General features: G+C 59.3%; 13 protein-coding genes. 7 read left to right on the top strand and 6 right to left on the bottom strand.

Annotated features, from left to right (window positions below):
- Nucleotides 1-390: 390 nt before the first annotated feature.
- The gene (locus ACFPB1_RS15205; protein ID WP_379226722.1) at nucleotides 391-2,208 is read right to left on the bottom strand and encodes an APC family permease; all 1,818 of its coding nucleotides are present in this window, start codon (nucleotides 2,206-2,208) and stop codon (nucleotides 391-393) included.
- A 226-nt stretch (nucleotides 2,209-2,434) separates the two neighbouring features.
- Between ACFPB1_RS15205 and hisJ the strand changes: the two genes are divergently transcribed.
- From hisJ to ACFPB1_RS15175, 6 genes are all read left to right on the top strand, one after another.
- Complete coding sequence (hisJ, locus tag ACFPB1_RS15200) at nucleotides 2,435-3,268, top strand: histidinol-phosphatase HisJ (RefSeq protein WP_379226720.1); 834 nt, start codon at nucleotides 2,435-2,437, stop codon at nucleotides 3,266-3,268.
- 160 nt (nucleotides 3,269-3,428) lie between these two features.
- Nucleotides 3,429-4,169 (top strand): MgtC/SapB family protein, encoded by a 741-nt coding sequence (locus ACFPB1_RS15195; RefSeq protein ID WP_379226718.1) that lies wholly within the window; start codon nucleotides 3,429-3,431, stop codon nucleotides 4,167-4,169.
- 40 nt (nucleotides 4,170-4,209) lie between these two features.
- Entirely contained in the window at nucleotides 4,210-5,151 is a 942-nt protein-coding gene (locus ACFPB1_RS15190; RefSeq protein WP_379226716.1) for a metallophosphoesterase family protein, read from the top strand.
- 184 nt (nucleotides 5,152-5,335) lie between these two features.
- Nucleotides 5,336-5,839, top strand: coding sequence for a hypothetical protein (locus ACFPB1_RS15185; protein ID WP_379226714.1), 504 nt, complete (start codon nucleotides 5,336-5,338; stop codon nucleotides 5,837-5,839).
- 257 nt (nucleotides 5,840-6,096) lie between these two features.
- Entirely contained in the window at nucleotides 6,097-6,654 is a 558-nt protein-coding gene (locus ACFPB1_RS15180) for a DUF1273 domain-containing protein (protein WP_379226712.1), read from the top strand.
- A 14-nt stretch (nucleotides 6,655-6,668) separates the two neighbouring features.
- Nucleotides 6,669-7,025, top strand: coding sequence for a DUF1904 family protein (locus ACFPB1_RS15175; RefSeq protein ID WP_379226710.1), 357 nt, complete (start codon nucleotides 6,669-6,671; stop codon nucleotides 7,023-7,025).
- On the opposite strand, the gene ACFPB1_RS15170 is transcribed toward ACFPB1_RS15175, so the two are convergent.
- Nucleotides 6,997-7,767: an AraC family transcriptional regulator gene (locus ACFPB1_RS15170; protein ID WP_379226708.1), complete on the bottom strand. Its 771-nt coding sequence runs from the start codon at nucleotides 7,765-7,767 to the stop codon at nucleotides 6,997-6,999. The two genes, ACFPB1_RS15175 and ACFPB1_RS15170, sit on opposite strands and share 29 nt — an antisense overlap.
- 203 nt (nucleotides 7,768-7,970) lie before the next feature.
- On the opposite strand from ACFPB1_RS15170, the gene ACFPB1_RS15165 reads away from it, so the two are divergent.
- Nucleotides 7,971-8,888 (top strand): nucleoside hydrolase, encoded by a 918-nt coding sequence (locus ACFPB1_RS15165; RefSeq protein WP_379226706.1) that lies wholly within the window; start codon nucleotides 7,971-7,973, stop codon nucleotides 8,886-8,888.
- A 235-nt stretch (nucleotides 8,889-9,123) separates the two neighbouring features.
- Here ACFPB1_RS15165 and ACFPB1_RS15160 read toward each other — a convergent pair whose 3' ends face one another.
- The 4 genes from ACFPB1_RS15160 to ACFPB1_RS15145 form a co-directional block, all read right to left on the bottom strand.
- Entirely contained in the window at nucleotides 9,124-10,755 is a 1,632-nt protein-coding gene (locus ACFPB1_RS15160) for an ABC transporter substrate-binding protein (RefSeq protein ID WP_379226704.1), read from the bottom strand.
- 101 nt (nucleotides 10,756-10,856) lie between these two features.
- On the bottom strand, nucleotides 10,857-11,750 hold the full coding sequence (locus tag ACFPB1_RS15155; protein ID WP_379226702.1) for a carbohydrate ABC transporter permease: 894 nt from the start codon (nucleotides 11,748-11,750) through the stop codon (nucleotides 10,857-10,859).
- 25 nt (nucleotides 11,751-11,775) lie between these two features.
- Nucleotides 11,776-12,744 carry an ABC transporter permease gene (locus ACFPB1_RS15150; protein ID WP_379226700.1) on the bottom strand — a complete coding sequence of 323 codons (969 nt, stop codon included), beginning with the start codon at nucleotides 12,742-12,744 and terminating at the stop codon, nucleotides 11,776-11,778.
- A gap of 209 nt (nucleotides 12,745-12,953) precedes the next feature.
- Nucleotides 12,954-13,871, bottom strand: a complete 918-nt coding sequence (locus ACFPB1_RS15145) for an AraC family transcriptional regulator (protein WP_379226698.1) — start codon at nucleotides 13,869-13,871, stop codon at nucleotides 12,954-12,956.
- Nucleotides 13,872-13,968: the final 97 nt, after the last annotated feature.

Raw genomic sequence — 13,968 nt, 5'->3', positions numbered from 1 at the left:
GGCCGCGACCCGCGGGCTTTGCCGCTTGCTCTAGGGCGCCAACCGCCAACTCGCATGCGCGAATGGCCGCGACCCCCTGGTTCCGCCCGCCGCCGCCCGGCGCCCCGTGCGGCTTGAATGGCCGCGACCCCCGGGCTCCGCCCGCCGCCCCGTGCGGCTGAATGGCCGCGACCCGCGGGCTTTGCCGCTTACTCTAGGGCGCCAACCGCCAACTCGCATGCGCGAATGGCCGCGACCCCCGGGCTCCGCCCGCCGCCGGCCGCCGCCCCGTGCGGCCGAATGTCCGCGACTCGCGGGCTTCGCCGCACAACCTCGGCCCCCGCGCTCCCGCCGCAAAAAAACGCATCCCCCAGGGACCCCCGGGGGATGCGTTTTCCCGTATCCGCGCCGCTAGCGCAGCAGGTGATACGGCACTGTCGCGACGACGACGTCCTTTTGGTTGAACAGGTAGGCGCGCAGCAGCAGGCTCGATTGGTTATGCAGGAAGTTGTGCCACCACTGCTTCGTGATGAACTGCGGGATGAGCACCGTGATGTGGTCCGACTCCTGCGACTTCCACTCGACGGTCTCGATGAACCGGATCAGCGGCCGGATGAAGCTGCGGTAGCTCGACCGCAGGACGATCAGGCGCACGCCGGGGTTCCATTCCTCCCACTTCCGCTCCATCCGCTCGATCTCGTCCTCGTCGAAGCCGACGTAGACGGCCACGACGTTGTCCGTCAGCGACTTCGCGTAGCTGATGGACTGCAGCACGACCTTCGTGATGCCGGCGACGGGCACGACGATGGTGCTGCCCTTGATCACGGGCTTCTCCATCTTAATGTCGACCCGCAGCTCGTCGGCGGTATTCATGTAATGCCGGTGGATCTTGAAGAAGACGAAGATGACGATCGGCAGGAAGATGAAGACCATCCAGATCTGCGAGAATTTCGTGAAGATGAAAATCAGCGTGATGCCGAGCGTCGTGAGCATCCCGATCGTATTGACGACGAGGCCGAAGACCCAGCCCGCCGGCTTCAGCCGGATCCAGCGGACCATCATGCCGAGCTGCGACAGGGTGAACGGAATGAACACGCCGACCGCGTACAGCGGGATCAGATTCTCCGTATCTCCGTGGAATACGATGACGAGCACCGCCGAGAAGACGCCGAGAAAAATGATGCCGTTCGAGAAGCCCAGCCGGTCGCCGCGCACCATGAACGCGTTCGGCATGTACTTGTCCTTCGCCAGCATGAAGGCGAGCAGCGGGAAGGCGGAGTACGCGGTATTCGCGGCCAGGAACAGGATCAGCGCCGTGATGCCCTGAATCGCGTAATACAGGATGCCGCGGCCGAAGGTGGCGTTGGCGATTTGCGAGACGACGGTTTCCTTCGGATTCGGCACGATGCCGTTCCAATAGGCGAGCAGGCTGATGCCGATGAACATCGCGCCGAGGATCGTACCCATCATCATGAGCGTGACCGCGGCGTTGCGCTCCGCCGGCTTCTTGAAGTTCGGAATGGCGTTGGACACGGCTTCGACGCCCGTCAGCGCGGAACAGCCGGAGCTGAATGCCTTCAGCAGCATGAACAAGCTGATGTTGGATACCGCGGTCCCGAGTTCCGGAATATTGCCGCTCGCGCCGTGGACGATGACTTTAATGACGCCCGCGATAATGAGCACGAAGACGGCGGCGACGAACAGATAGACGGGATAAGCGAGCACGGACGCGGATTCCCCGATGCCGCGCAGGTTCATGACCGTCAGGAACGCGATCATGATGAGGGCGATGACGACCCGGTAATCGTGCAGCGCCGGGAACGCCGACGTGATCGCGTCCGTGCCGGCCGACGAGCTGACCGCGACGGTCAGAATATAGTCGACCAGCAGCGAGCCGCCGGCGAGCAAGCCGGTCGAGATTCCGAGGTTGTCCTTGGCCACGATGTAGGCGCCGCCGCCCCTGGGATACGCGTAGATGGTTTGGCGATATGAGAGAATGAGGATGAGCAGGAGCCCTAGGACGGCGATGGAAATCGGAATCGAATACCAGACCGCCGCGAAGCCCGCGGCCACCAGCACGAGCAGGATCTGCTCCGTGCCATAGGCGACCGACGAGAGCGCGTCGGAGGAGAGCACGGCAAGCGCCTTCAGCTTGCTCAGCTTCTCTCCCTCGAGTTCGGCGCTCTTCATCGGCCGGCCAATCAATAATCGTTTGAATCGGCTAATCATGGATGGGACCTCTTTTCTCTCCTCATAAGGTAAACACTGGCTGCGTGAATAATCACTATTAGGGTAACCGCAATGGCCAGAATTCATTATAGCAGAAATAGAACCGGTTAAAAGATGTCAACCGGAATTAAAAGACAGCGCTTGAACGGGCCCGCCCGGATGGTATACTGGGAAGAAAACGGCCGCCGCAGCCGCGGCTTGCGCCAGCGAACACAGGAGGAGAACCATGCAGACGGCGATCAAATGGGACGGCCACACGCATACGAAATTTTGTTACCACGGAAGCCCCGGCGAGTCGGAGGCGTACGTCGACCGCGCGCTCGCGCTCGGCTTCGACCGGTACACGATCAGCGAGCACCCGCCGCTGCCCGCGGAATGGATCCCGGATCCGCGGCTGATGAAGGAGCTGGCCATGCCGGCCGAGGAGCTGCCGGCTTACATGGCCTACGTAACGTCCATTAAACAGAAATACGAAGGGCGAATCGACGTCGCGGTCGGCCTCGAGCTGGATTATTTGCAAGGGGCGCTGCCGTTCACGGAGGCGATCGTCGACCGGTACCTGGACAAGCTCGAGGACGTCGTTTACTCCGTGCACTATCTGCCGGGCCGGGGCGGCATGCGCTGCATCGACTTCACGCCGGACGATTTCGCCGCGAACCTGCTGTCGTACTACGGCACGATGGAGAAGGTCGTCGACGAATATTACGACCATGTGGAAGCCGCGATCGATTGGGCGGCGAAGCTGCCGATGCGCAAGCGGATCGGGCATATCAACCTGATCGAGAAATTCGCGCGGGAGCTGCCGCCGATCGACGAGGCGCAGCTCGAGCGCAGGCTGACCGCGATTCTGCCGAAGCTCGCGGCGAGCGGCGTCGGCATCGATGTCAACACCGCGGGGCTGCGGGTGCCGACCTGCGGCAAGGCCTACGTGCCGGCCTGGTTCATGCGCGCCTGCGCGGAGCGGGGCATCCCGCTCGTCTACGGCTCCGATTCGCACAAGCCGGAGCACGTCGGAGCCGGTTACGACTGGTTCGCGGCGAACTTGCCGGGCGAACGATAGCGTCCCGCGGTCCGCGAAGCCGCGTTCGCTCCCTCCGTCCGCATTATTTTCGCGTGCGGGGTGCATGCCGGGCGCCCCGCGCGTATAGATAAGACCAAGGGCGCCAGCGGAGGCGGAGGCGGCGTTCCGGGACCGACTACTACAGAAGGAATGAGGCGGCATGGCGACAACCGTACAGCAAGTGTACGATCCAAGCATCTGGCATATCAGCTATTGGGAATTGACGATCCGGCTGGTCGCCGCGCTCGCGCTGGGCGGGCTGGTCGGATTGGAGCGCGAGCTCGGCGGACATTCCGCGGGGTTTCGGACGCATATTCTGGTCTGCGTCGGTTCCGCCGCGATCGTGCTCTTATCCATTTACGGGTTTGCGGAATTTTCGACGGATCCCAATGTGCGGCTCGATCCGGCGCGGCTGGCGGCGCAGGTCATCAGCGGCATCGGCTTTCTCGGGGCGGGGACGATCCTGCGCACGGGCCTGACCGTGTCGGGGCTGACGACGGCGGCGTCGCTGTGGGTCGTTGCGGCCATCGGCCTGACGGTCGGCGCGGGGTTCTACTACGGCTCCGCGGTGCTGACCGTGCTCGTGGTCGTCAGCCTGTTCGTCTTGAACAAGCTGGAGAAGAAGTTCTCGCGGACCAAGCGGAAACGGGACGTGGTGCTGCGCGTGAACAAGGATTCCGCCAGCCTGAGCACGGTCGTCACGGAACTGCACCGGCAAGGCATCGGCATCAACAAGATCGTGGTCGAAAACGAGGAAGCGGATACATCCGGCCGCGACGAGATGCTGATCGTCCGGCTGCAGCTGAAGCTCGGCCAAACGAAGCATTTCGAAGAAGTCATCGTAGCGCTGGCGGCCATCGAAGGCGTCTTCGGGCTCGAAGCGGGCGTGGAATCGTTATAACGGCTTGCCGGGAGCGGCGGGCGGGGGAGAGGGGAAGCGAATGAAGAAATCGTTATATTATCGCGGGGACGGCACGTTCACGATCGTGCAATTCACGGATCTGCATTGGCAAAACGGCGAACCGGACGACATGCTGACGCGCATGCTCATGGAACGGGTGCTCGACGCGGAGGCGCCCGATCTGGTCGTCTTTACCGGCGACGTCATCTACAGCAAGGACTGCGTCGATCCGCGGCAGTCGTTCCGCGACGCCGTCCGGACCGTCGACCGCCGCGGCATCCCGTGGGCGGCGGTGTTCGGCAACCACGACACGGAGCATCTCGTCACGCGCGGCGAGCTCATGAACGTGCAGCTCGAGCATGAGCACTGCATCGCCGAGGCTGGACCGCAGGAGCTGAGCGGAGAGGGCAACGCCGTGCTGTTCGTGCACGACCCCGAGACGGGCCGGGCGGTTAACGCGCTGTACCTGTTCGACAGCGGCAGCTATTCCGAATTGCCGCATGTCACGGGCTATCAGTGGATCCAGCGTGACCAGATCGCGTGGTACGCCGCGCGGTCCGCGGCGATTACCGCGGCGAACGGCGGCGAGCCGCTGCCGTCGCTGGCGTTCTTCCATATACCGCTGCCGGAGTACAAGCAGGTCTGGAAGAAGGAGCTGTGCTTCGGCAGCAAGCACGAAGGCGTCGCCTGCCCGCCGATCAATTCCGGCTTGTACGCGGCCATGCTGGAGATGGGCGACGTCGTCGGCACGTTCTGCGGGCATGACCACGTGAACGATTACTGGGGCGCGCTGAACGACGTGCGGCTCTGCTACGGCCGGGCCACGGGCTACCAGACGTACGGCCGCGAAGGCTTCCCGCGCGGCGCGCGCGTCATCAAGCTGCAGCGGGGCGAGCGGGATTTCGCGACGTACGTGCGTCTGGATGACGGGTCCGTGATCAGCGAACCGAAGGAGCATTATCCGAAAGGCATGGATGCCTAGCGAAACGGGAATTACGGCGGGAAGCCCGGCACTGGCCGGTGCGGAGCCGTAGCTGGCGCCGGAGCGGACGCCGCATGCTTTCGTTATCGAACCGTAAGGAATTGTTAACCATTTCGATAGGCCGCCGTAAGACCGGTATCGTATCCTCGTAGTTGCAGGACACAATGACGAGGAGAGATGACGGATGAGCAGAAGCTTGAAACGGGCAATCGCGCCCGCGCTGGCGCTGGCGGTCATGGTACCGGCCATGGCGTATGCGGCGGACATGAACGGGGAGGCGGGCATGACGGCGAAGGTCGATTACAGCCAGGTAACCGTGATGAAGAAGGACGGGCATGAGCTCGTGCCGCTTCGGCAAATCGCCATGTCGCTCGGGTACGGCGTGAATTGGACGAAGCAAGCCGTCGTGCTGACGCGAACCGGCATGACGGGGGCGGGCATGCAGAATGCGGACATGAACGACATGAAGGACATGAAAGAGATGAAGGATATGAAGGACATGACGTCCGGCATGTCCGATAGTTCGGCGATGAAGCCGCAGCCGTACATGGTGACGCTGATGCCGGGCAGCACGCGCGTCATGGCCGGCATGGCCGCAAAGACGGCCGACTATGCCCCCGTCGTGATCATGGGCAGGACGTACGTCACCAAGCCGTTCGTCGATACGTTTTTGGCCATGGCGCCTTAGCCCTTCGACCGTCTCTTGGGCGATGCAAGCCGAGCGCGGGCCCTGCTGGACGGGCAACGACGCGGACGGGAACGACGCAGGCACGACGCGGACGTGCCGGCGATGCGAAGCCCGCGCGAACCGGCGGCGCGCACGCCGACCGAAGCAAGACCGGCACGAACGAAGAGCGCCGGACGACCGTCTCCACGGAGGCAAGGTTGTCCGGCGCTCTTCGTTTATGCTACGCTTATAAGGACGCGCGAACAAGGAGCATGGGCATGAAACAGGTATTGGTTACCGGGTACAAAGCCTCCGAGCTGGGCATATTCTCCGATAAGCACCCCGGCGTGGGCATCATTAAGAAAGCGCTCAAGCAGCGGCTGCGGGCGCTCGCCGAGGAAGGGCTGGAATGGGTGATCGTGAGCGGGCAATGGGGTGTTGAGCTGTGGGCTGCAGAGGTTGCGCTGGAGCTTAGAGCTGAGTATGAATCGTTGCGCCTCGCCGTCATTACGCCATTCTTGGAGCAGGACGAGAAGTGGAGCGATCCGAAGAAGACGGCCTATGCCGCCATTCTGGCGCAAGCGGACTACGTGAACAGCGTGTCCAAGCAGAAGTACGCGGGGCCATGGCAATTCAGGGCGCGCGACCGGTTTCTGCTGGACAACACGGAAGGACTGCTGCTCATCTACGACGAGGAGCAGGAAGGCTCGCCGCGGTTTCTGCTCGAGCTCGCGCGCAAGCATGCCGAGGTGACCCCGGATTACGGCATCATCGTGCTTACCGGGGAGGACCTGCAGAACGCCGCCGAGGAAGAGCGGTTCTACGATTACGAATAAAGGAGCGTGCAGCTATGCCCCAACTGATCATGCGAGGCGTCGACATCGCCGAAATCATGAAAATCAGCACGGCGCTCGTCGAGGAATTGGCGCAGCTATGCCGGTGCGGCAAGGACAATTTCACGATCGACGTCCTGAACGCGACGTCGATCTCGGAAGGCGCGATCGTGCCGACCTTTCCGTTCGTCGAGGTGGCCTGGTTCGACCGCGGCCGGGAGGTCCAGGACGCCGTCGCGACCGCGATCACGAACCATCTCTTGACGACGGGCATTCCGGAGGTCGAGGTCGGCTTCAAGGTGTACCGGGAGACGCATTACTACGCCAACGGCCAGCCGTTCATGGTCAAGGCCGGCCCTCCGGTATTCGATTGACCTGACGGCGGTAGAGGCGGGGCGATACGCCCTGCTCCCGCTTGAACAGCGTGCTGAACTGCGCGTCGCTCGAGAAGCCGCAGGCTTCCGCGATGGCGGCGACGGATAGCGCGCTGTGCCGCAGCAGATGGCTTGCCCGCTGGATGCGCCGGTTCAGCAGGTAAGCGATCGGCGAGCGGCCGTATTTTCGCTTGAACAAATGACGGAAATGATGATAGCTGTACCCCGACATCGCCGCGAGCTCCTCGACGGTGATTTTTTCGTTGTAATGCTCGTCGATGAACGCGCGCGCGTACTGCAGATGGCTGTCCGCTTCTTGGGGGGCGGCGACGCCGGCTGTGCGCTTATGCTCGATGACGATGAGGCCGAACAAGTAATTGAGCTTGTCCGGATAGTACGGCCGCTGCTCCTGCATCTCTTGCAGCATGGCGCGCAGCAGCTTCTCCACGGGCCGGCCGGGCCCGTCCTCGTGCAAGCCTTCCCGCAGCGCGCCGCCGGCCTCGTCCAGCCGGAAGCCGACGCAGACGACCTCGGTATCCGCGAGCCGCCGCTCGTCGTGCAGCATCCCCGCGGCCATGACGGCGTAGGTGCCTGGCGCATAGGCATGCGTATCGCTGAGGATCCGGGTCGTGCCGCCGCCCATGCCGTAATAGACGAGCTCGCAGCACGAATGCGCGTGCATCGGCATGTAGCTCCCCGCCTGCCGAACCGCCTGAAACATAAACTCCATCTGCGCGCGCATCGGACGCCGCCTCCTTCGTTACAGCCACATCGTGCAAACAATCAGCCATTTCGTAAAACCGCGGACGCCCGTGTTCGGTGTAGAATAACCGTGATACCATGGCAAGACCCACATAGCATAACCAAATCATATAAGATTGGCGGCGGACCGGCAAGCACGGAGGGCCGCTGCCCAATAACGACCGAGAGGATGAACGGCCCATCATGGTTCACTACCCGGCAATCTCCGAACAGAAGCGGGTGCAGCGACTCGCGCACCCGCGGCGCAAGGTCCGCATGGTGCTCGACACGGACACGTTCAATGAAATCGACGACCAGTTCGCCGTCATCTACGCGCTGAAGTCACCGGAAGCCGTCGAGGTCGAGGCGTTCTACGCCGCGCCGTTCTTCAACGAGCTGTCGACCGGTCCGCAGGACGGCATGGAGAAAAGCTACAACGAGCTGCGCCGCATCGCCGGCATCGTGCCGGAAATGGCCGGCATCCCGATTCACCGCGGCTCCGAAGGCTACCTGCCCGGCGCGGATACGCCGGTCGAGAGCGAAGCCGCGCGCGACCTCGTGGCGCGGGCAATGGCGTCGCCCGAGGACGATCCGCTCTACGTGCTCGCGATCGGCGCGATCACGAACGTCGCCTCCGCCATTCTGATGGAGCCGCGGATCATCGAGCGGATCGTCGTCATCTGGCTGGGCGGCCATGCGCTGCATTGGCCGGACACGCGGGAATTCAACCTGTACCAGGACGTGCCGGCCGCCCGCGTCGTGCTGGACAGCGGCGTGCCGCTCGTGCTCATCCCGTGCATGGGCGTGACCACCCACCTGCGGACGACGCTGGCCGAGATCGAAGCGTACGTGAAGGACAAAGGACCGATCGGCCGCTATTTGTACGAGACCTACCGGAACTGCAGCCCGGATCACGTCGGCTATTCCCGCGTGATCTGGGACATGACGACGGTAGCGTACCTGGTGAACGACGACTACTTGCCGAGTTCGCTCGTCCACAGCCCCGTGCTGTCGGACGACGGCCGCTGGAGCGTGGACAAGACGCGGCATCTGATCCGGTACGTGGATTACGTCGAGCGCGACGGCGTGTTCCGGGATCTGTTCCGCAAGCTGGAAGGCTGACGCAGAACCGCATAGGCGGGAACGCAGCGCGAAAAAGACCGTTTTGGCCGGAGGCTGTCCGGCCAAAACGGTCTTTTCGGCTTATGATCGCGCTGGCGGCAGCGAGTCCGGTTATCGGGATGAAAGGCGTTTTTCCAGCTCGATTTCGTCGCGAATGGGAAGCGCGGTGCCGAAAGAACAACAAAAGAAGCCGGGCGTATTTCCACTCCGGCTCCTTTATAGATCTGCCTGACGTTTACTTGCCGCCTTTAAACCGGTCGTACTGCGCGCGTTTGATATCGAGATAACGTTTCGCACCCATTTTGTCCAGCGTTTTCACGTAGTTATCCCACTCCGCTTCGATATCCGCTTTGCCGGTAATGAATTTCACGCGCATTTCGTCGATGTATTTGCCGATGTCGGTCATAATCGGATCGATTTCCATCGACTCTTCTTCGGTCGGAGCAAAGTTCGGCCAAATTTCTGCCGGCGCGAACTTATCCAGCTCGGAAATATCCGTGTTAATTTCTTCGGCAACCGTCGTGCCTTTTACGCCCATACGCAATTCTTCGGAGGGCTCGACGTATGGATAGTAACCGCCGTAAACATTGTCGACGTATTGGAATGCACCAAGCTGCATACCGCCTTCGTAGTTTTTGATCGCATCGATATATTGCGGTTTGCCGTCCACCATATTGAAGGTTTCGCCTTCAAGGCCGAGCGTACCGAATTTGGAGCCTTCCTCGCCGTAGAAGTAGTCAATCCAACGGATCGTTTCGGCAGGGTACTTGTTCGCCTTCGTAATTTCGAAGGAGGAGATGCCGCGCGCCGGATTATCCAGCCAGTTCATGATGCGGTCGCCGTTCGGGCCTTCCAGCGCGTTGATGCCGACGAAATTGTCCTGCACTTTGTCTCCGAGATAGTTCGGACCTACCCATGAGTAGGCGCCGACCAAATCCTTCGCGCCGTCCGCTACCCACTGGGCATACTCGACGCCGGTGAATGTTTGCGGGTGAAGCAAGCCTTCGGTGTACAGCTTCTTCAGATAAAGCCAAACTTCTTTATACTTCGGATCGTTGAACACCGTTTGCACTTCGCCCTGATCATCCAAGTAGATCCAGCTCTCAGCTGCCTTCAGGCCGCCGTTGCCCATGCCGAAGCTGCCGAGCAATTGGCGCTCCAGCGTCCAACTCAGCGAGCCGGCAGGCATGTACCAGCCGGTTTCATCGGCTTTGCCGTTGCCGTTCGCATCCTGCTCTTTGAACGCTTTCAAGGCAGTATAAAATTCGTCGATCGTTTGCGGCTGCTCCAAGCCGACCTTGTTGAGCCAGTTCTTATTAATATAAATACGCAGCGACGCGAATGCCTTGGACGTATCGACGTATGGAAGCGAATATACCTTGCCGTCCGGGGCCGTTACAGCTTGCTTAATTTCCGGATGCTCCTCGAACAGCTGCTTAATATTCGGCGCATACTTGTCGATCAAATCGTCCAGCGGAACGAAGATGCCCTGCTGTCCGTACTTCGCGATCTCGCCCTGCGAGAAGCCCAACTGGTAGAACGCATCCGGCAGATCGCTCGAGGCCATGATGATGTTCTTGCGTTCGGTTACGCTCGCACCCGGAATCTCCTCCCAGTTCACTTTGACGCCGGACATTTCCTCGTATTTCTTCCACATCCACAGGTCCTTGGAGGCCGGGTGGACATCGTTAAAGCCGGGGCGGGTCAATTTGAGCGTAATGCCTGTTTTTAACTCCGATGCTGTTCCCTCGTTGCCGGTAGTCGAAGTACCGTTGTTGCCTCCATCGCCGTTATTGCTGCTGCAGCTTGTCAAAAGCACTGATGCCGTGAATGCTGATGTCACTAGCAGCGTAAACATCTTTCTCATCGAAAGCATCCCCTCTGCCTCTATTTTAGCTGGTGCTGTATCTGATAAGGCGCCCCCGCCAGAATGGCCGATAGTTACGCCTTGCCGAGATCAGTGCTTGATTAGCCTTTAATGGCACCGACAAGAATGCCTTTCTCAAAAAACTTGGACAGCATCGGATAGATAATGAGCAGCGGAAGCGACGAAACAACGACAACCGCGTACTTCAGCCCTTCCTTGACGATCATCCGTTCGGCGTACTGTTCGTCGACGGATACGGACAGCATGCTGTCCATCTGATTCTGCACGAGAATTTCCCTGAGAATTAGCTGCAGCGTGAATAAGGAGCGATCCGACAGATAGATCATCGCTTCGAAATAGGAGTTCCAATGCCCGACCCCATAGAACAGCAGCATTACCGCAATGATCGGGGTGGATAGCGGCAGCACGACTTTGTACAGCAGATGGAAATCGTTCGCACCGTCAACATAGGCGCTCTCTTCGAGCTCGACGGGAATCCGCGTCTGGAAATACGTCCGCATGATGATGAGGTTGAACACGCTAACCGCGCCTGGCAGTACCAGAACCCACATCGTATTGACGATACCAAGCTGCTTGTTGACCAAGTAGGACGGAATCAGACCGCCGCTAAAGAACATCGTGAAGGTGAATAGGAACGTAAAGATGCCTTTGCCGTAAAAGTGTCTGCGCGACAACGGGTATGCGCCGATCATCGTCATGATGATATTGACGGTCGTACCGACGAACGTATACAGAATCGTGTTCTTATAGGACATCCAAATGTCTTTATTCTCGAATACCTTCGCGTAGCTGTTTAAATTGAAGCCTTTTGGCCACAGCAGCAGCGGATGCTCGAACATCAGCCTCGGATCGCTGACCGAGGCAAAGATGACGAACAGCAGCGGGTACAGGATCACGAGCAGAATGAAGAGCACTAAGAAGACGTTGATAAAATCAAATAGCTTTTCCGATGCCGTTCTCCGAATGGCGTTCATGCCGCAGTCCTCCTTTTAAGCGCCTTTACCAAAGGCTCGTCTCGTTAATTCTGCGGGCAACCGAATTGACAAGCAGCAGGATTGCGAAATTGATGACGTTGTTGAACAGCCCGATCGCTGCCGAGAAGCTGTACTGCGCGTTCTGGATACCGGATTTGTACACGTAGGTGGAAATAACCTCGGACGTTTCCAGGTTCAAGCCGTTCTGCAGCAGCAAAATCTTCTCGTGGCCGACGCTCATAATGCCGCCTACGCTCAGGATGGACAAAATGACGATTGTTGGTGCTATGCCTGGCAGCGTGATGTGCCAGATCCGGCGGAACTTGCTCGCACCGTCGATATAAGCGGCCTCATATTGGTCGGGCGAGATACCCGACATGGCCGCGGTATATATCAGCGACGCCCAGCCGATCCCCTGCCAGGTGCCGGACCATACGAAGATGCTCCAGAAGCTGCCGGGCTGCGCAAGGAAGTTCTTCGGCGTTCCCCCGAATAGCTCGATTATGCCGTTAATGACGCCGTTTGTCGGTGAAAGGAAGAACAAGAGCATACCGACGGCCACGACGACCGATATGAAATGGGGCGCATACGAGATCGTCTGAGCGATCGTCTTGAACCGTTTGCTGCGCAATTCGTTAAACATAAGCGCTAGAATAATAGGGGTCGGAATACCGATCAAAATGCTATATAGCGAGATGGCGATCGTATTGCGTACGATAGGGCCGAAGTAATAAGAGTTAAACAACCGTTCGAAATGATTGATGCCGACCCATGGGCTGCTCCAGATGCCGACGCCGGGCAAAAAGTTCTTGAACGCGATCTGCACGCCGTACATGGGCCAGTAAGCCCAGATGGCAAAATAGATGACGACGGGCGCAATGATGATATAAAGGACGGCGCTCTTCTTCAGCTTTTTCTTCACGTCCGCGAAGCGTGTCAGGCGCTTAGGCGCGCGCTCAGGCACGGAGGTTGCTGCGGCGTTAGTGCTTGGCATATCGGCTCTCCTTTCGGTTTCGGCATACGGATAGATGTTGCGGATGAGATGGAACATTTTAATTGGAAGCGGTTCCATTGAAAATGAGTCACACCTTAAACTTGCCCTACGGTTCGCAATGGTCTGCTATATACCGTGTTGTATGCTGTTACAGTTGTCATTATAAAGCTTGTCATTTAACATTGTCTTTTAACTTCCGGTCCATAAATTTAACGTTTCGCTCCATGTCGGGAAGCGGTCGCTATCGTGCGAAAGGCTTGCGGGGACAGTCCCGTATGCCGTTTAAAAAATAAGCTGAAGGAATGGATCGAAGGGAAGCGCAGCTTTTCCGCGATGGTCGAGACCGTTTCGTTCGTTTCCTTAAGATCATGCTTCGCTTTGTCCAAGCACTGGTTGCGCACGTATTCTCCAAGCGGAATGCCGATACGGCGTTTAAATTCCCGTGCCAGGTGGGTGCGGCTGATATGGAACTTCTCCGCAATCCCCTCGATCGTATGGCCTGCATGCACTTCGGCATGCAAGTAGTCCAGCACGTCCAGCATATTCCATAATGGCTGATCCCTCTGCGCCCCGACTTCTCTGGTCTGCTGGTCGGATTGAAAGATGCGCAGTACGGAGACGAGCAGCTGCACCATGATGCCGTGCACCATCTCCTCCCAGCGCGGCTCCGCGCTACGCAGCTCCTGCATAATGCGGTCGCCGGCCTGCTTCACGATCTGGTGCTCGTCCTTCTTCGCTCTATTCATGTCCAGCCTGTAATAATCGAACACCAATCCCGACAGCTGGTCGAAGTTAAAACCGAGGAAGTAAAGCCGAAATGCCGTATCCCTCGATGCCGCGCCTTGATGGCATTCACCGGGCTTCGTCAGGAACAAATCACCCTTGCTTACGCGGAAAAAGGACCCGTCGATCGAGAACCATCCGCTGCCGGAGGCGACATAGCAGAGTTCGAAATGATCGTGACTGTGGTACTCGACGCGCCACGATTCATGCAAAACGATGCCGATATAGTTCAGGTTTCCCCGCCAAACCCTGGACTCCATGTCGTAGCGAAGCTCCCATTCCGACTCCCTGCACACCGTTCTCAGGCCCGCTTGATGCGCGGTTTTTCGGTTGGTTCCTCCCATTCCCGATCTTCTCCCTTCATTTCCCAATTAGGTAAATGATGCTTCGCCATGATTCAAATTTCTCCTTTAATTCGTAAGAACAGACGGTCGATATATT

The organism is Paenibacillus sp. GCM10023250, assembly GCF_042653205.1.
Classification (GTDB): domain Bacteria; phylum Bacillota; class Bacilli; order Paenibacillales; family Paenibacillaceae; genus Paenibacillus_Z.
Note: the sequence above shows the minus strand (reverse complement) of the source record. Positions and strands in the feature narration are given on the sequence as shown.

Bases quoted from the DNA above. Each gene is read 5' to 3' on its own strand.
- ACFPB1_RS15150 (WP_379226700.1), bottom strand. From the start codon at position 12,744: ATGCCAAGCACTAACGCCGCAGCAACCTCCGTGCCTGAGCGCGCGCCT.
- ACFPB1_RS15180 (WP_379226712.1), top strand. From the start codon at position 6,097: ATGAAACAGGTATTGGTTACCGGGTACAAAGCCTCCGAGCTGGGCATA.
- ACFPB1_RS15205 (WP_379226722.1), bottom strand. From the start codon at position 2,208: ATGATTAGCCGATTCAAACGATTATTGATTGGCCGGCCGATGAAGAGC.
- ACFPB1_RS15190 (WP_379226716.1), top strand. From the start codon at position 4,210: ATGAAGAAATCGTTATATTATCGCGGGGACGGCACGTTCACGATCGTG.
- ACFPB1_RS15185 (WP_379226714.1), top strand. From the start codon at position 5,336: ATGAGCAGAAGCTTGAAACGGGCAATCGCGCCCGCGCTGGCGCTGGCG.
- ACFPB1_RS15175 (WP_379226710.1), top strand. From the start codon at position 6,669: ATGCCCCAACTGATCATGCGAGGCGTCGACATCGCCGAAATCATGAAA.
- ACFPB1_RS15195 (WP_379226718.1), top strand. From the start codon at position 3,429: ATGGCGACAACCGTACAGCAAGTGTACGATCCAAGCATCTGGCATATC.
- ACFPB1_RS15165 (WP_379226706.1), top strand. From the start codon at position 7,971: ATGGTTCACTACCCGGCAATCTCCGAACAGAAGCGGGTGCAGCGACTC.
- ACFPB1_RS15145 (WP_379226698.1), bottom strand. From the start codon at position 13,871: ATGGGAGGAACCAACCGAAAAACCGCGCATCAAGCGGGCCTGAGAACG.
- hisJ (WP_379226720.1), top strand. From the start codon at position 2,435: ATGCAGACGGCGATCAAATGGGACGGCCACACGCATACGAAATTTTGT.
- ACFPB1_RS15160 (WP_379226704.1), bottom strand. From the start codon at position 10,755: ATGAGAAAGATGTTTACGCTGCTAGTGACATCAGCATTCACGGCATCA.
- ACFPB1_RS15170 (WP_379226708.1), bottom strand. From the start codon at position 7,767: ATGCGCGCGCAGATGGAGTTTATGTTTCAGGCGGTTCGGCAGGCGGGG.
- ACFPB1_RS15155 (WP_379226702.1), bottom strand. From the start codon at position 11,750: ATGAACGCCATTCGGAGAACGGCATCGGAAAAGCTATTTGATTTTATC.